Genomic DNA, 21,355 nt, shown 5'->3' with positions numbered 1-21,355 from the left:
ATACTAATGAAACTAGCTATAGTTTGTTATCCTACCTTCGGTGGTAGTGGAGTAGTTGCTACCATGTTGGGTACCGCACTCGCTCAACGTGGGCACGAAGTTCATTTTGTTACTTATAAACAACCGGTACGACTAGAGTTGTTATCTAGAAATATATTCTTTCATGAGGTAAATGTAGAAGAGTATCCTTTATTTCATTACCAGCCCTATGATCTTGCATTATCTAGTAAACTGGTTAATGTAGTTCAAGAATATGGCATAGAATTACTTCATGTACATTATGCCATACCGCATGCTTATGCAGGTTACATGGCGCAACAAATGTTAAAAGAACAAGGCATCATAATACCTATGGTCACCACGTTGCATGGTACAGATATTACACTTGTAGGTAACCATCCTGTTTATAAGCCTTCGGTTACTTTTAGTATTAATAATAGTGATGCGGTTACATCTGTATCAGCTAGTTTAAAGAGAGATACATTAAAGCTTTTTGATATAAAGAAAGAGATAGATGTAGTTCCTAATTTTATAGATATGTCTTTGTATAAGACCGAGTTTAAGGATTGTGACAGGTCTGTAATGGCTTTTCCAGAAGAGCGTATTATCACTCATGTATCTAACATGCGCCCAGTTAAAAGGGTGATGGATATTATCAAAATATTTGAGAAGGTTCAAAAAGAAATCCCTTCTATACTCATTATGGTAGGTGATGGCCCAGAACGATTTGCTGCAGAAGAATATGCAAATAAAGCAGGCTTAAAAATGAAAATTAAGTGGGTAGGAAACAGTACAGAAATAGACCGCATCCTTTGCTTTTCGGACTTGTTTTTATTGCCTTCAAAAAAAGAAAGTTTTGGACTCGCAGCGCTAGAAGCTATGGCAAATCGCACACCAGTAATTTCTTCTAATACAGGTGGCCTTCCAGAGGTGAATGAAGATGGTGTTTCTGGTTTTACAAGTAATGTGGGTGATGTAGATGAGATGGCTGCAAATGCTATTAAGATCTTAAAAGATGATCAGGTTTTAAGTGATTTTAAGAATGCCGCTTTCGCGAAAGCGGAACAATACGACATACTAAATATAATACCACAATATGAAAAATTATATGAAAACGTGCTTGCTGGCACTAAGCCTAATTAGTCTAAGCTCGTGCTGTAGCAAAAAAGAATTAGTGAACCAGACTCTTAAATCTGGCGGCGAGGATTTCATTATAATTCTTAAAGAGAGCAATACTAATATTACAGAAGAAAGTGCTTATGTGATTGATAATGAAAAAGAGTTAGTAGCACTTTATGAGCAATTAAATGAAACGAGATCACCACATTTAGAACTACCGGTTATAGATTTTAAAAAGCAGTCTGTTATCGTTGCTGCAATGGGGCAGAAATCTACCGGAGGCTTTTCTTTTACTAAAGTAAAGGTGAACAAGAGTGAAGTAGTCAAATATATAATTTATACTCAATCTCCTGCACCACAAGATATGGTAACCATGGGAATGACCACGCCAGGAATAGTACTACTAGCTAACCAGCCTGCAGACTCCATAAAGGTGACTGTTAAATAGTAACAGGAAATATATACCATAAAAAAACGGCGATCACAAATGATCGCCGTTTTTAGTATGTTTATCATACGTCTGTTCTAGAACTGATATCTTATTCCTAAGGCGATATCTAGATCATTTCCATCTCTAAAATCACCAAAGTAAAACTCTGGTCGTACGTCTAGAGAAAGTAGTAATGGAATGTCAAAGTTGTATTCTATACCTACTTGTCCAGCTGCAAAAATGAAAGTTTCAGAATCATCATCAAAGTTGTTTCTTCCAGGGAAATCGTCGTCTAGACTAATAGTTCCTAAGCCACCACCAGCACCTGCATACCAGTTAAAACCACCTTCTATGTTCCACATCCACTGGTATAATCCTGTCGCTTTAAAACCATCAAAATTATCTCCACTTTCATAACCTAGATCTATTTCTAATCTATTGTTATCACTTAAAGCCCTTTGGTAAGAAATTTCAGTACCAAAACCGTCACCATCACCAGTACGTATTCCTATCGCATTTTTAGAAACTTCTTGTGCTTCACTCATGGCTACTGCACCTATTACTAACATCACTGTAAAAAATACTTTTTTCATAATTGATTTAATTTTTTACAAATATCTACTAGTTAAATTATTGATTAAGTTTATATATTGTTAATTAAATGCGATATGTTCTTAAAAGAAGTTAAGGTTTATCCTTCAAATTCAAAATCCTCACCGCCACCACCGTTGGCACCGCCATTACGAGCATTTTTCTTCTTTTGATTAAATCTATACACAAAGCTTAAATTCACTTGTCTCTCTCTCCATTGAAATTCACTGTCTGTTGTGAAGTCGTCAGTGATTGTAGTACTTTGTCTTTTACGACTATTAAATAAATCACTTACGTTAAGAGATATTGTAGCATCGTCACCTAAAATGTCTTTACTTGCTGCTAGATTCATAGTAAAAATACCATCGGTAGTCGTTTGTGCATTTTCTGAAGCACCACGATAATTTAATCTAGTCTGCAGATCAATTCCAGATGGGATACTGAATTTTTGGTTCAGTCTAGCAAAGTATGAAGTGTTTTCAAAATCAAAATTTTGACCTCCAAAATCTCCATCCGTAGTTGCTCTGTATAAATTGAAGTCTGTATTAATAGTCCACCATTTAAAAGGTCTGTACATCATAGTTAATTCATAACCTATACGTTCTTGTGTAGATAGGTTTACTGGTGTACGTCTTATGATTGGGTCACCATTATCGGTTACAGCACCTGTGTCTTCTTGAATAAATTCCCAGTTATCATCACTACGATTATAATAGATAGAGGTATTAAAAGTAAATTTACTCCATCTTCTTAAATAACCTAAATCTATGGAATTAGTAAAAGTAGGGTCTAGATCTACATTTCCTTGAAACACGTTAGACTCACTAGATCTACTTGGGAAAGGGTTTAAGAAACGTCCTCGAGGTCTTCTTACACGTCTGTTATACCCTAAAGTAATATTTTCACCGTCTTGTAACTCATATCCTAAGTTAAGAGTAGGGAAGAGGCTGCTGTAGTCTTTCTTATCTTCTGTATTACTAGTAGCTTGTTTAATAGTAACATTAGTTTGCTCAAATCTTAAACCTGCAAGGAAAGAAAATTTACCAAATTCTTTACCGTACTGACTATAAACTGCGTTTACTAACTCTTCGTAATCAAAGGTATTGTTAAGTCCAGCATCTGGAAGTAGCGGTCCATTAGGTAAGTCATCTTGTGCTATTTCTTCTAAGAAAAAAGAGTTGCTAATATCACGGTAGTTACCTCTATAACCAGCCTCAAACTGCGTGTCTTCTCCTATAGGTAAAACATAATCAAATTGCGCTGTAGCATTTTGCTCATCTTCATCAGTAAATGTGCGTTCTACATCATTAATTGTGTTAGTAGTAGTTTCAGTTTCTAGAATGTTAGCATTTTGATCACTGATAGAAGTAGAGTACTGTATGCTAGCTGTAATTTTCTGACCATTATCATCTAGATCATTCTTGTAATCAAGAGAGTATTGTACTCTAGTATCGTCTTCAGCTTCAGCCTCTACACGTGTGGTAGCTTCATTTAAATTTCCATTTTCATCTAGACGTTCAATAACGTTTGTGTTCACATCGTCATCATTACCTAGACGGTAAACGATGTTTGCAACTATACTAGACTGGTCATTTATAAAATACTCAGCACCTAGACTTGTAAAGAAGTTTCTACCTAATCGGTCAAAATCACGCTCTTCATTCACAAACGTATTTAATGCTGTACCGACTGGATATTCTGTATTTGTTGTAGAGTTACCAGGAGTCTCTCTGTATCTAAAACCAGTGTTGGTGAAAAAGTTCCATTTTTCAGTACGGTAGTTACCATTGAAAGAAAGGCCTAATTGTGGGTTATAACCAGTATCTAATTGCAGGGTACCGTTAAAACCTAAAAGTTTATTTTTTCTTAGAATTATATTTAAGATACCAGCAGTACCTTCTGCATCATACCTTGCACTAGGTGCTGTTATAACTTCTATTTTTTCAATCGCATCTGCTGGAATTTGTCTTAATGCCTCTGCACCGTTAAATCCTACGAGAGCACTCGGTCTACCATCTATTAAAATAGTAACATCATCATTACCTCTCAACGCAACATTTCCTTCTACATCTACAGATACAGACGGCACGTTATCTAGCACATCACTTGCGCTACCACCACGTACAGTTAAATCCTTACCTATGTTATAGATTTTTTTATCAAGACGTATGTCCACAGTAGTTTTTTCTGCTACGATCAGTACACCATCTAACTCTGCAACGTCTTGTTCTAGAGCGATAGTTCCATAATCTTGATTTGCGTCGATTACCTGGCCTGTTTTAATAAGACTTTTAAAAGTGATGTATTCCCACTTAATAGTATAAGTACCAGGAGTAACATTAAATTGATAATTACCTTCTAGATCGGTAACACCACCTTGTGGAGATTTATCAGGAGTAGCACTAATAAATGAAATAGTAGCAAATTCTAGCGCCTCACCAGAAGTTTTATCTACTAACTTACCCTTAATGGTAATGGGATTTGAATTTTGTGAATAACCCAATGTCGCCGTTAACAACAGGAGTAACGTAATAATTTTTTTCATAACAATCTTAAAGTTTCTTCTAAGACGGCAAATCTATCTGAAGGGTTAATCAGACTTTGCTAAAGTTACGTTAAAGCTCGTCACTAGGCTTTTCTTTACTACTTTCCATTAAGAAAGCTTTAAGAAAAGCGTCTATGTCACCGTTAAGAACAGCGTCTGTATTACCAGTTTCATGTCCTGTTCTCACATCTTTAATAAGTTTATAGGGATGCAATACATAATTACGTATTTGAGAACCCCATTCTATTTTCATCTTACCAGCTTCTATCTCTTGTCTCGCGGCATTACGTTTTTGCAATTCTATTTCAAAAAGTTGTGATTTAAGCATTTGCATCGCTTTTTCACGGTTTTCTAGTTGAGAGCGCGTTTCAGAATTATGAATTACTATACCAGATGGGTGGTGAGTAAGTATGGCCTTAGTCTCTACTTTATTCACATTTTGACCACCAGCACCACTAGATCTAGCAAAATCCCAATTAATATCTGCTGGGTTAATGTCTATTTCTATAGAATCGTCTGCAAGAGGATAGACATATACAGACGCAAAAGAGGTATGTCGTTTTGCATTAGAGTCAAAAGGAGATATACGTACCAATCTATGTACACCATTTTCACTTTTTAACCAGCCAAAACTATAATCACCTTCTATCTCTAGAGTAACGGTTTTAATACCGGCCACATCACCTGCCTGAAAGTTAAGTTCCTTAACCTTATAACCATTCTTCTCTGCCCACATCATGTACATTCTCATAAGCATCTCTGCCCAGTCACAAGACTCTGTACCACCAGCGCCGGCAGTAATTTGTAGGACGGCACTCATGTCATCACCCTCGTTAGAAAGCATGTTTTTAAACTCTAGCTTTTCAATTAGATCATTAGTGGCATTGTACTTTGCCATTACATCTTCTTCACTAGCCTCACCTTCTTTAAAGAATTCAAAGAGTACTTCAAGATCTTCTGTAAGAGTTACTGCGGTAGCATAATCTGTAGTCCATTGCTTTTTAGTACGCAATAGTTTCATGATGACCTCTGCATCTTTGGGCGTATTCCAAAAATCTGGTGAAAAGGTCTTCTCTTCTAGGTTAGTTATCTCAATTTGTTTGGCATCAATTTGTAGATAATCCTTCAGTTTTTCAACACGTTCTTGTAATTCTTTAACCTGTTCGGCAGTAATCATAGTTCTATTTTCGGCGATTGCAAAAATAGAATTAAATTCTTTGCCATTATAGATACATATATATGGTATAGATATTATTTTTATCTCGCTTTCGCGAAAGCGTAACTAGAACATAAACATATGATAGATTTAAGAAGTGATACCGTAACAAAACCTAGCAAAGAAATGATGCAAGCCATGTTCCAAGCGGAAGTAGGAGATGATGTGTATAAGGAAGATCCTACGGTTAACGAATTAGAGAGACGTGTTGCAGAAATGTTCGGTATGGAAGATGCCTTGTTTTTTCCTACTGGTAGTATGGCAAATCAGGCTGCTATAAAAATGCATACTCAGCCTGGAGAGCAATTGATATGTGATAAATATGCTCATGTATTTAATTATGAAGGTGGTGGCGCTTCTTTTAATAGTGGTGTTTCTTGTAGGTTATTAGATGGCGATCGTGGTATGGTTACGGCAGCTCAGGTAATGGAGGCTATAAATCCGCCAGATTTTTATCACAGTGCTTTAACAACGTTAGTTTGTTTAGAGAATACAACCAATAAAGGTGGCGGTGCCTGTTATGATATGAGCACATTTAAGGAGGTAAGAAAAGTGTGTGACGACCATAATCTAGGACTGCACCTAGATGGCGCTCGTTTATGGAATGCTCTGGTAGCGACCGGTCAGGATCCAAAAGAATATGGAGAAATATTTGATACTATTTCTGTGTGTTTTTCTAAAGGAATGGGGACACCGCTAGGGACCGTTCTCACTGGTAAGAAGGAGATCATGAAAAAAGCGATGCGTGTGCGCAAAGTACTAGGTGGTGGCATGAGACAAGTAGGGTATATGGCAGCAGCAGCTATTTATGCATTAGACCATAATATAGATAGATTAAAACAAGATCACGATAGAGCCAAAGAATTAGGAGAGGTACTTAAAACTTTACCTTATGTTATCAAAGTAGAAGAGGTAGAGACTAATATAGTGATCTTTGAGGTAGAAGATGAATTGCAAGTAATGGATTACTGTAGTGGTAATGATTTGATTATTAGCAATATGGGGCAAGGTAAATTGAGATTAGTAACGCATTTAGATTACACTCATAAGGATCATATTGCGGTAATCCAATTATTTAAGAATTTTATAACAAAACTATAAGACACACTGTTAAAATGTGTTTCATCGATAATATTAGTACTTTCATCTAAGAGGGGTTATTTTTACTAGGTATTTAATTGGATTACTCTAAATTTAAAAGACCTTTGAACCATAATTATTAATCAAATTTATTCCAAATGAAAAAATTAGTACTATCCTTAGTAGCTATCGCGGCAGGAAGTTTTGCTTTTGCTCAAGATTTACCTACTAACCCAGAGCCAGGTAAATGTTATGTACGTTGTACAACGCCTGACGTTTATGAAAATGAAACTATAAGTTTAGTGGCAACACCAGCTTATAAGACGTTAAAAGTTGTTCCTGCAACTTATGAAACTGTTACAGAAAGAGTTCTTGTAAAAGAAGCTTCTAAGAAATTAAGAGTAATTCCTGCAACTTATAAGACTGAAACTAGAACTTACCTTAAGAAACAAGCAGGTTCTACTATTTCTATTACTCCAGCTACTTTTGGTAAAACTACTGAAACTGTAGAGGTGAAGCCAGCTTATGCACAATGGGAAATGAGTTCAGTACCACCAGCAGAATGTACTTCTTCTAACCCAGATGACTGTCGTTACTGGTGTTATAAAGGTTACCCAGCTGAGTATACTACTGTATCTTTAACTACTCTTGCAAGTGATGCATCTTTTAACCGTACTCCAGTAGCTGAGCAGTCAGGTACTTATACTGTACGTGTTGTTGATCAACCAGCTAGAGTTGAAGAAATTGAAATTCCTGCAGAATATGCTAACATTACTAAGACTGTATTAAAGTCTGATGCTTCTACAACTGAAAACGTTGTTCCTTCTACATCTAAGTCTGTATCTCGTGAGAGATTAGTTTCTAAAGGTGGTCTTACTGTATGGTCTGAGGTAGACTGTAAATTAGTTGAGTACAATGGTCTTGCGATCAACTGGGCAACTGGTAGCTCTACATTAACTGCTGCTGACAAAAGAGAAATCGACGCTAAACTTCTTTCTGCTCTTAACAGTACTGCTGGTTCTAAAGTAGAAGTTGCTTCTCATACTGACTCTAAAGGATCTAGAACTTCTAACCAAGCTCTATCTGAAAGACGTGCACAGTCTGTAGCAAACTACCTTATCTCTAAAGGTATCAACGCATCTCGTATCGTAGCTAACGGTTATGGTGAGACTCGTTTAAAGAACAGATGTGCTGATGGTGTTTCTTGTACTGAGCGTGAGCACAGAGCAAACCGTCGTACTGAATTCCGTTTGATCAACAACTAGTCACTAGTTAGTTTCAAAAAAATGTATTAAAAGGGCTGTCGCAAGACAGCCCTTTTTTTTGTTATTATTGGGAAATGTTATGGAATGAAGTTTTGGTTAATGATTACTATCCCGGCGGAATGCTACTACCTAACCGCCACGGTAGTGTAGATAGCGATTCTTATAGATACGGATTTCAAGGGCAGGAAAAAGACGATGAAATAAAAGGAGAAGGAAACTCCTATAACTACAAGTATAGGATGCATGATCCGCGACTTATGAGATTTTTTGCCGTTGACCCTTTGAGTAAACAATATTCTTGGAATAGCCCTTATGCTTTCAGTGAGAATAGAGTTATTGATGGTATTGAATTGGAAGGTCTTGAATTTACTGTAAAAAGAGATCAATATAAAAAATGCTGGGGCTGCCCACCAGAATATGTGATTACGGTTGAATATGACGAGATGGTTGAATTCGGAGTAGTAAAGCAAAATATTTCTCTGTCTCAAGCGGCATTATCTTTTGGTAACTATGATAATATCACAACAGCGCATAGGTTTGCTATTAGAGGCAATAATTATTTTCAAGCTGATCCAAGGATGGTAGATCCATTTTTTAACGGTATTTATAATAATCCTTCCAAATTATTAGATAATTTAAGTTCTATTGTGAAGTCAAGAATAGATATTAGGAAAGAAGAACTAAACAAAAAAATTGGAGTGACTGAAACTCGTACAACAACAGAATACGACAAGGCTACTATTTTGGGTGAAAGATTTGTAGGAGAGTTTGAAGTAACTTCTGATGTTACGTTGGAATCGTATTCATTAGTTTCTTATATGACTATTACAGCAGAAGATGTGTCATCTGATAAGATCAAAGAAATTAAATCTCACTTAGAAATGTTAGGCATAGAAGTTGATTTAATGCAATCTACATCCTTACAACAACCGATATTGATAGATGATTCTTCGAATCTAAACGGTATAAATATAAGTATGGATATTGTACCTGTTTTAGTGGAAGAAACTAAAAATACTAGTCATATTTTAAAATCTGTAACACATCAAGGTGAGAAAAAGGATAATGAAATTACTAAGGAGAAATATAACGCTGACAAACTAAAGACAGTAAATGAAAAACGTGCAAAAAGGGGACTTAAACCCATGGAAAAATTTAAAGATTAATTTTTTATTTCCAATATTTTTATTATCTAATTTTTTTTTAACAAATGCTCAGAACTATGAAAATTGGTTAGGGAAAAACATTGAAAATTTATTTCCAAATATCAATCATGTTTTAATTGATGATTTATTAATGGAATCGAGTCATTATAATAAAATTAAAAAATCAGAATTAAATAATATATTTCCCGATGATCAGCAAGGGATTAGACATGAAAATTTAGATGAATCTTTAAATTTTTATGGGATTGGTCGGATTGATACTATTGAAGGTTTATCATTTTATTTATATAAAGCACTTTTTAAACAAGATGATTATTTTGATAACAAAGCTTTTTTAGTAGTGTATAAAAATGGTCAATTTAAAGAACATTTAATGGTATACAGCAAAACATCATATATAGACCCACATTTTAAGAATTACGGTACTTATATACAAGAAAATAAATTTTTAGAGTTCGTGTCAAATTCTAAAAAAACTAATTATTTTAAGCTTAATAATGAAATGATTAAAATACCAATTAAAAAATTTACTATTGATCAAGATAAATTGAATAGAGTATTTGATAGCTATTTGGTAATAGATAAGAAAATATTTAAAGAAAATAATATCTTGATTAGCACGGATCATATAAAAAATTTCCCAGAGGTCAGTGAACTAACTTCGATAAATGGAGAAAGTTTAGATTTAAAAAGTTCTTTTTTTTTAAAAATAGACATAGAATCAAACTATTATTATACGATTAATAAATTTCATATAAATGATGATTTCCGAGCAAGTGAAGCCCTTAAATTTAAATTGAATTCAAACAATACTAGTTACAGTATATCCTCTATAGCTAAATACCTCCAGTTAAGTACAGATCTTGAAATTGCCGAAACTACTAGGATTAAAATTTGAGATTTTATGGTAAAATATATTGTCTCCTGCTGGCGCCAGTATAGACGACTGCTAGTGCCATTTTGTAACTGGTACCGAGCATTAGCAAAAGAGTAAAGTAAAGAAAGTTAGTAATGTTTTTTTTAAGTCTAAATTTATGTTTTACTTTTATGTAGCGTTTTATAGAATTGATTAAACTCTATTCTTAATTGGTTGGTTTGGTACTCGTTAGAAACGAGCACTAGCGCTAGCAAGGAGCCAATAGTAAAAATAAAATAATGAAAAAAATAGTCATTTTATTTAGTTTTATAATACTGACAAATTGTTATGAATCAGGGAACATAGGCTCTATAATTATATTATCATCAAATATAAAATCTAAGACACTCATAGATGTTACGGACTCCACTCATAATGAAGGAATTTTAGCTTTACCTAAAAAATATAATCACTTACTTCAATTTAATGATTATGATCATTTAATATATAGAATATTCTATTTTGATAAAGAACCTCAAGAGATTTATATGGTTACTTTTCAAGGATCAGAATCTATAAGGTATATTTATTCATTTGAAAAAGAACGCTGGCTCAATAGTGAAAATAACTTTTCAGAAATTGAAAGACGACGTATACATGATAGATTAGTTTATGAAGTTCTTGAGAAGATTAGAAATAAAGCTATTGAACTCAATTATAATGATGAAGAAATTTATGTGGACTTAAAAACCTGCGGATCTAAATTATTATGTAAAAATGTTAACTAAACTATAGCCTTGCTGGCGCTAATACACACAACGGCTAGTGCCAGTTTTTAACTGGTACCGAGCATGAGTAAAAGAGTAAAGTAAAGAAAGCTAATAATGTTTTTTTAAGTCTAAATTTATGTTTTATTTTTATGTAGCGTTTTATAGAATTGATTAAACTCTATTCTTAATTGGTTAGTTTGGTACTCGTTAGAAACGAGCACTAACGCTAGCAAGGGAAAGGATACTAAAGCTATGACTAAATCTATTATAAATGTAATACTTGAAGTGCATAATAAAAAAATAGAGCCTGAAAGAAATGAAGTTAAAATTGATAATACGACTGTTGAAAAAAGAAAAATAAAGCCACAGAAATAATTTGATAAGATAATCCTACCTAAATTAATCGCCTGACGGCTTGACTTTCAAAACAACTATGAAATATGCGTAAATTCAGTTCCTTATTAATTTTTGTATTATTGACTTTATTGATTTCCTGTGAAAAATGTAATGTTTATTATCTAAATAAAGAATATCAATCATCTTTTATGGAGTTAGACTGCGAATTACATGATCATCCAACGAACAGTTCATTAAATATTAGAATTAGGTCTTTAGACTTGAGAAATTTGTACATAGATAGCATAAATATATACCCTATATATAAAGATGTAGACACGTTTATGTTACAAAGGAAGAATAATTTAAACTTTCAATTCGATGTAAATAACAGAATGCAAATGGATGAGATAGATGTCATGGTAAATCTATACTCCAAAGATCTATCTCTAAGAAATGATACATGTGTTTTTTTTAGAAACTTAGTAAGAACTAGAGACTGTTTTACAACAACTGCTTTCCATTAACAGTTCTGTCTCCTGCTGGCGCCAGTATAAACGACCGCTAGTGCCAGTTTTTAACTGGTACCGAGCATTAGTAAAAGAGTAAAGTAAAGAAAGCCAGTAATGTTTTTTTAAGTCTAAATTTATGTTTTACTTTTATGTAGCGTTTTATAGAATTGATTAAACTCTATTCTTAATTGGTTGATTTGGTACTCGTTAGAAACGAGCACTAGCACTAGCAAGGGCTATGTTAATACATTTAAATATTTATGATACAGAAATTTTCTCAGAATACTATAAAATACAGTTGAGAATTAACAGACTAATACAACTAATGCAATCTTTGATATGATTAAGGGAATTGAAGACCAAGAGTTGAGAGAATCAAAAAGAAAAGAGTTTGTAGTTAAAATAGGTAAATTATGAAATACATCTTTATATTAATTTTTGGACTGGCCCTAGTTTCTTGTAATAGAAGTAAAGTTAACTATAGTTTAAAGTGTTTACAAATTAGGAATTATGGCGAAAATACTCCTCCGTTTTCAAGCCCATATATAGAAATTCATATTGGCGTAAGTAATTTTTCAAATGAGACGGTAATTATAAAAAATGAGTACAAAAATTTATTTATAACACATAATAAGGACACTCTTTTTTTAGGTAATAAAAATTATTCAAATACTTTTGAAATATCTAATGGAGAAGAAGATGCTTTCTTTTTTGGATCTAATATTGATAAAACCGAATGGGAGATAGAAAAATTAACAGACTTAATAAAACATGGTAGTTTTTATATGAGTAATAAACTTGAAAACCCTTTTATAATCGAAAGGGATTCCGATTTTTCTGAACAATGTCCGATTATAGAAGATATTGAGGATGATTGGTAATGGATCAGAATAGTTGATGGTTTAAAATCCCTTGCTGGCGCCAATACACACAACGGCTAGTGCTAGTTTGTAACTAGTACCGAGTACGAGTAAAAGAGTAAACAAAATCATATTTTCATTAAAGTAATCTCCAAAATAAAGAGATACGTTTTAAAACGCTTGCTTTCTTACAACTCTAACATACGTTGCTTAACATGAAACTCTAGATCTTCAAAAAATGCTCTGAAGTGACGCTCTAGTTCATTGTAATACTTCATTAAATCTATGGGAGCAAAGTTCATTTTACTTCTTCCTTTAGTTCTTTCATTCATTTGATGAAAAATTCTAGAAATACCATCTACAGTTGCATAACTATTAATCCAATTTTGCTCTACCATATAAGGTAAGAATTTTTGTACTTTATCTGGTAAAATACTATAACTATCATGCAAGTCCTTGTAAAAACCTTGCACATATTCATCTAGAGGCTGGTTGTGAAAATCTGACCAGTTTGCAGCTAGAAAATGATCGTAATAGATATCTACTATTACACTGCTCCAGTGTCCATATTCACCTCTTATTAAATCCTTACTTTGACGTACTATAGGATGTGTGTCTGTAAAAGTATCAATATGTCTATGCAGTATAATTCCTTGTGCCACACGATCAGGAAACATGCTAAAGTTTTTACCTCTGACAGAATCTGCTATAAAATTTCCTATTCTTAACTCTTTGTCTTCTTTTGATAAATATATGTGAGCGAGATAATTCATAGGCTTAATTGGGGATTGCTTTTTAGAAAGATTACTTTTGTTGTAAATGTAAAGTAATATATAATGACTCTTATAAAATCTATATCAGGAATACGTGGTACCATAGGTGGTGCACCTGGCGATAACCTTACACCACTAGATGCTGTAAAATTTGCCAGTGCATATGCTATATGGATCAAAGAAAATTCTGGAAAATCAGCCCCTAAAGTTGTAATAGGTAGAGATGCTAGAATAAGTGGTGCGATGATACAGTCACTGGTGCAAAATACCTTAATAGGTATGGGATGCCATATTGTTGATTTAGGTTTAAGTACCACGCCTACAGTAGAACTGGCTGTGCCTAATGAAAATGCCGATGGTGGTATTATTTTAACAGCAAGTCATAACCCTAAGCAATGGAATGCTTTAAAATTATTAAATAATAAAGGAGAATTCTTAAACGGTGCTGAAGGACAGAAAATACTAGATTCTGCAGAGAAAGAAGATTTCAGTTATGCAGATGTTGATGACCTAGGAACGGTAGAAGTCATAGAAAATTATATCGACAGACATATCAAAATGGTGCTGGATATGCCAGTTACACAAATAGACGCTATAAAAGCGGCAGGTTTTAAAGTTGTTGTAGATGGTGTAAATAGTACTGGTGGTATTGCTATCCCTGCACTATGTAAAGCGCTAGGAGTAGAAGTGGTAGAGTTGTACTGCGATCCAACAGGACATTTCCCTCACAATCCAGAACCTCTTAAAGAACATTTAGGAGATTTATGTAAAGCGGTAAAGACTCATAACGCGCATTTTGGTATAACGGTAGATCCAGATGTTGATAGACTAGCATTTGTAGATGAGACTGGAGAAATGTTTGGAGAAGAATACACACTTGTAGCTTGTGCAGATTATATTCTAGGACATAATAAAGGTAATACCGTTTCTAACCTTTCTTCTTCTAGAGCATTGAGAGATGTGACAGAAAAGCACGGTGGTATCTATTATGCTGCTGCAGTAGGAGAGGTGAACGTCGTTCAAAAAATGAAAGATCAAGGCGCTGTTATAGGTGGAGAAGGTAATGGTGGTATTATCTATCCAGATTCTCATTACGGTCGCGATGCATTAGTAGGTGTTGCTATGTTTCTCTCTTTACTTACAGAAAAGAAAATGAAAGTAAGTGAATTAAGAGCTAGTTACCCATCTTATTTTATGAGTAAGAAAAAAGTACAGCTGGTAAAAGGAATGCCAGTAGATGCTATTTTAGAAGATATTCATACTCAATATAAGAGCGAAGAGGTAACAAGCATAGACGGTATAAAAATAGATTTTGCAGACCAGTGGGTACACATGAGAAAATCAAATACAGAACCTATTATACGTATCTATACAGAAGCACCATCTCAAAAAACAGCAGATGATCTTGCAGATCGTTTTATTGCTGAATTAGAGGTGATAGCTCAACAGCACGCTTAGTATTCTCAAGAGTAGATTTCCATCTCTTGTGAGACCATAAATAATATTCTGGTTGCTTGACGATTTGTTCTTCAAGCAACTGGAAAAATTTATCGGTTATTTCCCAGTCCTTTGTATCTGATCCATTTTTTGATATGGTCACAAATTCCGTCTCGTAATAACCGCGTTTAACCTTCTTTACTTTAAGAAATACTACTGCAGTACCGTGCTCTATAGCAATACGCTCTGCGCCTTTAAAAACAGCACTAGGTTTATTAAAGAAATTAGTAAAATATTGTGCACGTCCAGCTTTAGGAGATTGGTCTGCAATTAATGCAAATAATGCTGCTTCATTTTCTACAGATTTGCTCATAAGTGCCGTAGCTTTTTTCATTGCTACCATTTCACTATTAAACTTTTTTCTTATGTTAACTATAAGATCATTGAACTTCTTATTTTTAAGAGGTTTATATACCGCATAAACTTTATAATCTAACACGTCATCTAGAACCATAGTCCATTCATAACTAGCTTGATGTCCGAACATTATTATTATGGGTTGTTTCGCTTTCGCGAAAGCGTTAACCATTTCAGGATTGCTACAAGTAAATCTCTTTTTCATAGATTCTTTACTCATTCCCATAGATTTTATCATCTCTATAAAAATGTCGCAAAAGTGTTGGGTGCTTTTTTTAGCTAACCTAGTGATCTCTTTATCGTCCTTTTCTGGAAAAGCAGTTTTGATATTATTCCTAATAACCTCTTTGCGGTAACCGATTACATAATAGGTGATAAAGTAGAAGAAATCACTTATTAAATAGACTATAGGAAAAGGTAATCTAGAGATCACCCAAAGAATGGGGTATATAAGGTAAAAAGCCAAGGCTTGCATCTATGAATTTTAAACAAATATACTATCTTGTATCTTATAAATTTAAACATGTACAATCTAGATATAGTCACTATAGTTGTAATAGCTGCTAATTTAATTATTAGCTTCAAAGGATTTCAAGATTATAGTTTTAGAAGTAAATACCTTTTCAATATTGCAGGAATAGAGAGAGGTGAGCAATGGCGCTTTTTTACGAGTGGTTTCTTGCATGCAGACCAGCGTCATCTTTTCTTTAACATGTTGACACTGTTTTTCTTTTCTGGTGCAGTAGTCAGGGAATTAGGCGATATAAAATTTCTAATTATTTATTTAGTCAGTCTTCTAGGAGGTAATTTTTTGAGCTATTTATTTCACAAAGATGAGTATCACTATAGCGCGCTAGGTGCTAGTGGTGCGGTTTCAGGAATTATTTATAGCGGTATTCTTCTAGATCCAGGAATGACTATATATTTTGTACCAGGTTATGTTTTTGGAATTGGATACTTAATATACTCCTTCTATGGAATGAAAAAATTAAACGATAATATAGGGCACGATGCTCATTTTGGTGGAGCAGTAGCCGGTTTTATACTTACCTTAATCTATAATTTTGATGTAGTGTATACCAATACTGTCACCGCGATAGGTTTACTAGCCGCGATAATTGTATTGTTTATTTTAATGCGATTTACGGGAAATCGCTAGATACCCAGATTCTCTTAGTTTAAAAGCTCCTCTAGTTTATCGTGTAATTGCTGTCCTCTAAGATTGGTCTCTATAATAATTCCATTTTCATCTAGTAAAAAGGTAGAAGGAATAGCACTTACATTATATAATTGTGCTATCGGTCCAAAGTACTGCAACCTAGAAACGTGATTCCAGTCCATTTTATCTTTAATGATAGCAGCTTTCCATGCCTTATCACCACCTTTACGATCTAGAGATACACTTATGATGTTAAAACCTTTGTCGTGGTATTTGTTATAAGCTGCCACTACATTAGGATTTTCACGTCTACATGGTCCACACCAGGATGCCCAAAAATCAATCAATGTAACCTTACCTAATACATCATTAAGTTTAATCATTTTACCATCAGGATCTGCTCCTTCAAAGTCAGGGGCTTTTGCTCCTATAGCAACAGACTCTTCCTTACTTAAATACATATCAATTCTAGTAGCCATTAAAGAATTTTGAATACTAGGGTCAAAGGTGTTGTAAAGTTCACGAGCACCTTTAGAATCTACTAATTTGTTTTTAAGTAATTCACCTAAAATCATAGGAGCAACGATACTCTTATTATTAGTGGTTATTAAATTTGTAGAGTACGATTTAAAATCTAGCTCTGCCGCCATCCATTGATTATTAACACTAGTCATAGATTCTACATCCTGACTTTTCATAGCTGTAGATCTTTGTGTATTAAAAGACTTTGCTTTTACAGTATACGCAGCTTGTTTAGATTTAAAATCTTCTAGAGCTTTGTTAGACGCACTACCAGTTACTTCACTAGCAAATAGAGAGTCCTTCTTTACGTTTACCTGGATGTTTTCATTTTTAATTAAAAGAACGATGTTTCCCTCACTACCATCTATGGTAAGGAACCTCATTTGTTCTGATTCTAATTCTTCTTTTTTGTCAAAGAAGAATTTCTCGTTCATTACAATGTTGGTATCTACAGGAATGGAACGACCGTTTTCATCCAGTGCATTCATGTAAACACGCATACCGTTTGCTACTCCAGGTGCGTTACCATCTATAAAATGCGTTTCTTTTGCTTTTTCATTACATTGGTTTATGGCAAAAAAGGTGAAAAGAATCAGTGCGTACTTCATGAAATTGGATTTTCGGCTAAAATAATTGATTTATGTGTAAAGTACTGGTTAAAGAAATCAAAAATTAACACCATAATCTATGGTGATTAAAGAGATAAGGTATCTTTGTAATATGAGAAGAAATTACGACGGTGGATATATGAATGTGAACTTAACCTTTAAAAAGGTTGTAGATCAGTATGTCACTCGTTTACAGCATGAAGAGAGTAATTTTAAGAAATTATACATCTCGTCTATACTTCAATATGTAGATGAGCATGAAGAGCTTGTTAATGGTATTCAAGAAGATGAGCTTGCTATACATAAAGAGTCTATTAATGTTTTACTCTCAGATCTTTTTCCAGCAGCCCTAACTCTTAATGAGATAAAAGCAGCAACCATACCGTTTTCTGATATTTTATTTAATAAAACAGAGCGTCTTAAAAATATATTTAAAGATGCAGGAGAAGATTTTAAGCTGCTCATCATGACAGATAACTCATTTGACACTTTTAGAATGTCTTGTGGTGTTATACTCAATCAGTTATACGGTAAATCTATTGATTTAGGTAGACCTATATTAATAAAAATACCTGACGCAAATGGTGTTAACCGAACATATCGCGTCGCTTATAATGCAGATTTTGTAGATATAGAATTAAACGATGAACGTTATCGATTATCTGAAAAAGACATAAAAAACCTCCTTAGATCTCCTGATGATGAAGAGTTATGGAAAAAAGGTTTTCCTAAAGGTAGTTATACTTTTAATGGCTTTGGTATCGTTAATTTTACTGACGTAACTATGGATGCCGCAATTTCTGACTTAAAAACGGTTCTCTTAGATTCTACTAATAGTAAGAAGGACCAGACAGAAAAAATGGAATCTATTTTTAGAAACATTTTTAACTTAGAAAATCTACGTGTAGGATTTACGTCTTATGATAATTATGATAAAACATTTGAGTCTGTAGGTTATCACGATTCAGAAAGTTTTTTACTTGCAGACAGTCATGAGAAACACTGTGATAACGCTCTTTGTGCACATAGTTATCAACTCTTAATAGAAGAATTTGAGCCGTTAGTTATCACTGATGTAGAAGATTATGGAGCTAAAATTCAAAATAAATTTCTAACAGATAATCTGCTTAAAAACGATATTAAAAGTGCTATTTTTTATCCTATTACAAAGTCAAAAAAGTTAATAGGAATACTAGAAATAGTCAGTAAAAAGAAATTTGCTCTTAACAGTTTTAATGTCATAAAAATAGACAGTATTGCTGGCTATATTAAAGCAGCTTTGATACGTACAGAGCAGGAATATGAAAACAGTGTAAAAGCGTTAATACAAACAGAGTGTACTTCTATACATTCTAGTGTACAATGGAAATTTGAGAGAGAAGCTCGTAGAATATTAAAAGCTCGTGCTCGCAATTCTCAAAGTGAATCTTTTAAAGATGTAAAATTTGAAGATGTACATCCATTATACGGCCAGATTGATATAGTAGGTAGTAGTGACGCTCGCAACGAGGCTATTAAATTTGATTTACTTAATCAACTCGATAAGGTTTGTGAAATATTCGCTTTCGCGAAAGCGTATGAAAAATTACCCATCTACGATCAAATCTCGTATCGTGTACTAGAATATCGCAAAGAATTAGAAAGCGGCAGTATAGATGCAAATTCTGAAAGAGATATCATTAAGTTGCTTACAGAAGAAATTAATCCTGTAATGGAACACCTCATGCAATTATCTCCTAAAATTGTAGAGATGGTAGGGGATTATCAATTAGAAATAGACGAATCTAGTGGTGTTATTTATAAAACTAGAAACGATTATGATAACACGGTACAAGCGATTAATGAATCGCTGTCTGCATGTATAGATAGAAGACAGTTAGAAGCTCAAGAAATATTCCCTCACTTTTTTGAGCGTTTTAAAACCGATGGTGTAGAACATAATATTTATGTAGGTAGTAGTGTTGCTGTAGATCAAGAATTTAACGTTGTTTATTTATACAACTTGAGATTATGGCAATTACAGACCATGATAGAGATGGAGAACAAATTCTATTCGGTTCAAGAAAATTTGCCTACCGTAATAGAGGCGGCTAGTATGATTTTAGTTTTTGATAACACACTAAGCATCAGATACCGTATTGATGAAAAACGTTTCGATGTAGATGGTGCTTACAATGCGCGTTATGAGGTGATCAAAAAGCGTATAGATAAAGCTAATATTAAAGGAACCGATGAGCGTATTACCCAAAAAGGTAAAATCGCTATCGTTTATACGAACAAAGAAACAGAACGTGAGTACATGCGTTATATCAGTTTCTTACAGTACAATAATCTTTTAGGTAAAGAAATAGAACACCTCGAACTAGAAGATGTTCAAGGTGTTGTAGGATTAAAAGCGTTAAGAGTAAATGTACTTTATGACGTGAAGGTAGCCAGTGGGACACTTACTTATGAAGACCTTGTTAAGGAATTGCATTTGTAAATTGTTCAAAATCTGTTGTGTAGAAAGCTAGTATAAAAGCGATTACACTTGTTATGATACCTACCATAAAGATGGTGTACGTCCATCTTAATAAAGTATACTTTCTATTCAATACCAGACCTAATAACCATAAGTCTTTAAGCAAAGACTGGTAAACTTCTTCCTTATTATCTAGTAAGCCCATTATTGCTTTTTCATATCTCTTAAAAGGGACTTTATGAAAATTCCCGAAAAAGAGTAGGTTTACTTCGCGTTTTTGAACTTGCTCATCTGTAAATTCTCCACTCGTTACATTAGGACGTGTAGACATAATAGAAAGAACAATGCTCGCAACAGAAAATAATATCAAAACTAGAGTAGGCCATAATAAATGACGGTTAGATATTTGATCCAGTTTAGGGATAATGTTTGCTAGAGCTAGAGATATAATAATAGCATTTACCGACAGCAGTATGTTTGCCTTAGTGTCTGCAATATCACTTAACTTGATGTGATTACGTAACGTGGTTCTAAAAAGAGTCTGTATAGCCCTTTCTGGACTCTGGTTTTTAAGATCTACTTTTACCTGTTCCTTTTCAATCTTATTTTTCTTTTTCTTTTTGGCTTTAATAAGATCTAGTAAGTTGTTATTTTTTGCGGTATTCCAGTTTTTAATCGCATAAGCGCTGTAATAACGGTGCTTTTCTGTAAAGACCTTTATGTTCTCTTTGCGCCATTGTTTACCAGTATAGTCGCGACCTCTTAGTTTAAGCTCGCGTTTTAATAACTCACTAGTTTCATTATAATAATCCTTAGCAAAGTGCGATGCGTCTGCATCTCTAATAATTTCTTCTAGAGGACATTCAGGAACACCGCTAAATTTAGTCGCTAGAATAAGTCTTTTAACAAGGTCTATAGAGTTTTGATCTTCATTTTGTTCTTTTAAAAACTCCTCAGCGATGCGCGCGCTTTCTTCTTCATGTCCTTCAGCACCTTTAATATAGCCGGTATCGTGCAGCCATGCTGCAAGTAGAAGTCCTTTTTGCTCTTTAACATTGATTTCAGAATTGTCGATTATTTCCTGTGTACTTTTAACAACTCGTCGAGTATGTGTATAATTATGATACACATATTTTTCATCGAGATGGTTTTTTAACAGATTTAATACAAAATCGTCAGTAATTTTTAAAATATCGCTCATTCCTATTGTTTGGGCTAAAATTAATATGATT

At 33.8% G+C, this 21,355-nt stretch carries 18 protein-coding genes; 11 read left to right on the top strand and 7 right to left on the bottom strand.

What is annotated here, in order from left to right; all coding sequences use genetic code 11:
- Window positions 1-6 precede the first annotated feature (6 nt).
- Together bshA and ACJJVN_RS09885 are read left to right on the top strand one after the other, a co-directional pair.
- Window positions 7-1,143 (top strand): N-acetyl-alpha-D-glucosaminyl L-malate synthase BshA, encoded by a 1,137-nt coding sequence (bshA, locus tag ACJJVN_RS09890; protein WP_104515073.1) that lies wholly within the window; start codon window positions 7-9, stop codon window positions 1,141-1,143.
- 31 nt (window positions 1,144-1,174) lie between these two features.
- The gene (locus tag ACJJVN_RS09885) at window positions 1,175-1,567 is read left to right on the top strand and encodes a protease complex subunit PrcB family protein (protein ID WP_405377980.1); all 393 of its coding nucleotides are present in this window, start codon (window positions 1,175-1,177) and stop codon (window positions 1,565-1,567) included.
- Window positions 1,568-1,644: 77 nt separating this feature from the next.
- On the opposite strand, the gene ACJJVN_RS09880 is transcribed toward ACJJVN_RS09885, so the two are convergent.
- The 3 genes from ACJJVN_RS09880 to prfB all read right to left on the bottom strand — a co-directional run bounded on the left by ACJJVN_RS09880 (window position 1,645) and on the right by prfB (window position 5,862).
- Window positions 1,645-2,142, bottom strand: coding sequence for a hypothetical protein (locus ACJJVN_RS09880; RefSeq protein ID WP_104515071.1), 498 nt, complete (start codon window positions 2,140-2,142; stop codon window positions 1,645-1,647).
- Between the two features lie 98 nt (window positions 2,143-2,240).
- Window positions 2,241-4,685 (bottom strand): TonB-dependent receptor domain-containing protein, encoded by a 2,445-nt coding sequence (locus tag ACJJVN_RS09875; protein ID WP_405377979.1) that lies wholly within the window; start codon window positions 4,683-4,685, stop codon window positions 2,241-2,243.
- 70 nt (window positions 4,686-4,755) lie between these two features.
- Window positions 4,756-5,862, bottom strand: a complete 1,107-nt coding sequence (gene prfB, locus ACJJVN_RS09870) for a peptide chain release factor 2 (RefSeq protein WP_104515069.1) — start codon at window positions 5,860-5,862, stop codon at window positions 4,756-4,758.
- A 120-nt stretch (window positions 5,863-5,982) separates the two neighbouring features.
- Between prfB and ACJJVN_RS09865 the strand changes: the two genes are divergently transcribed.
- The 6 genes from ACJJVN_RS09865 to ACJJVN_RS09840 all read left to right on the top strand — a co-directional run bounded on the left by ACJJVN_RS09865 (window position 5,983) and on the right by ACJJVN_RS09840 (window position 12,767).
- Window positions 5,983-7,002, top strand: coding sequence for a threonine aldolase family protein (locus ACJJVN_RS09865; protein WP_405377978.1), 1,020 nt, complete (start codon window positions 5,983-5,985; stop codon window positions 7,000-7,002).
- 137 nt (window positions 7,003-7,139) lie between these two features.
- A complete protein-coding gene (locus ACJJVN_RS09860; RefSeq protein WP_405368837.1) occupies window positions 7,140-8,246 on the top strand; it encodes an OmpA family protein in 1,107 nt (368 codons plus the stop codon).
- Window positions 8,247-8,320: 74 nt separating this feature from the next.
- Window positions 8,321-9,412 carry an RHS repeat domain-containing protein gene (locus ACJJVN_RS09855; RefSeq protein ID WP_405377977.1) on the top strand — a complete coding sequence of 364 codons (1,092 nt, stop codon included), beginning with the start codon at window positions 8,321-8,323 and terminating at the stop codon, window positions 9,410-9,412.
- Entirely contained in the window at window positions 9,360-10,310 is a 951-nt protein-coding gene (locus ACJJVN_RS09850; RefSeq protein WP_405377976.1) for a hypothetical protein, read from the top strand. The genes ACJJVN_RS09855 and ACJJVN_RS09850 overlap by 53 nt, the downstream gene beginning before the upstream one ends.
- Before the next feature lie 257 nt (window positions 10,311-10,567).
- Entirely contained in the window at window positions 10,568-11,056 is a 489-nt protein-coding gene (locus ACJJVN_RS09845) for a hypothetical protein (protein WP_405377975.1), read from the top strand.
- Between the two features lie 1,243 nt (window positions 11,057-12,299).
- Entirely contained in the window at window positions 12,300-12,767 is a 468-nt protein-coding gene (locus ACJJVN_RS09840) for a hypothetical protein (RefSeq protein WP_405377974.1), read from the top strand.
- 167 nt (window positions 12,768-12,934) lie between these two features.
- Here ACJJVN_RS09840 and ACJJVN_RS09835 read toward each other — a convergent pair whose 3' ends face one another.
- Window positions 12,935-13,519 (bottom strand): ACP phosphodiesterase, encoded by a 585-nt coding sequence (locus tag ACJJVN_RS09835; RefSeq protein ID WP_405368833.1) that lies wholly within the window; start codon window positions 13,517-13,519, stop codon window positions 12,935-12,937.
- A 63-nt stretch (window positions 13,520-13,582) separates the two neighbouring features.
- On the opposite strand from ACJJVN_RS09835, the gene glmM reads away from it, so the two are divergent.
- Window positions 13,583-14,977, top strand: coding sequence for a phosphoglucosamine mutase (gene glmM, locus ACJJVN_RS09830; protein ID WP_104515063.1), 1,395 nt, complete (start codon window positions 13,583-13,585; stop codon window positions 14,975-14,977).
- Here glmM and ACJJVN_RS09825 read toward each other — a convergent pair.
- Complete coding sequence (locus ACJJVN_RS09825; RefSeq protein WP_104515062.1) at window positions 14,937-15,848, bottom strand: lysophospholipid acyltransferase family protein; 912 nt, start codon at window positions 15,846-15,848, stop codon at window positions 14,937-14,939. The two genes, glmM and ACJJVN_RS09825, sit on opposite strands and share 41 nt — an antisense overlap.
- A 48-nt stretch (window positions 15,849-15,896) precedes the next feature.
- Between ACJJVN_RS09825 and ACJJVN_RS09820 the strand changes: the two genes are divergently transcribed.
- Complete coding sequence (locus tag ACJJVN_RS09820; RefSeq protein WP_104515061.1) at window positions 15,897-16,532, top strand: rhomboid family intramembrane serine protease; 636 nt, start codon at window positions 15,897-15,899, stop codon at window positions 16,530-16,532.
- Window positions 16,533-16,546: 14 nt separating this feature from the next.
- Here the strand turns inward: ACJJVN_RS09820 and ACJJVN_RS09815 are convergent, their stop codons facing one another.
- Window positions 16,547-17,662 (bottom strand): redoxin domain-containing protein, encoded by a 1,116-nt coding sequence (locus tag ACJJVN_RS09815; protein ID WP_405377973.1) that lies wholly within the window; start codon window positions 17,660-17,662, stop codon window positions 16,547-16,549.
- Between the two features lie 112 nt (window positions 17,663-17,774).
- Here ACJJVN_RS09815 and ACJJVN_RS09810 point away from each other — a divergent pair, with 112 nt between their 5' ends.
- Complete coding sequence (locus tag ACJJVN_RS09810; RefSeq protein WP_405368824.1) at window positions 17,775-20,144, top strand: GAF domain-containing protein; 2,370 nt, start codon at window positions 17,775-17,777, stop codon at window positions 20,142-20,144.
- Here the strand turns inward: ACJJVN_RS09810 and ACJJVN_RS09805 are convergent.
- Window positions 20,125-21,324, bottom strand: coding sequence for a Pycsar system effector family protein (locus ACJJVN_RS09805; protein WP_104515058.1), 1,200 nt, complete (start codon window positions 21,322-21,324; stop codon window positions 20,125-20,127). The genes ACJJVN_RS09810 and ACJJVN_RS09805 overlap by 20 nt on opposite strands.
- Between the last annotated feature and the right edge of the window lie 31 nt (window positions 21,325-21,355).

The organism is Nonlabens sp. Asnod3-A02 (genome assembly GCF_045063755.1).
Lineage (GTDB): Bacteria > Bacteroidota > Bacteroidia > Flavobacteriales > Flavobacteriaceae > Nonlabens > Nonlabens xylanidelens.
This window is presented reverse-complemented; position numbering and strand designations above follow the sequence as displayed.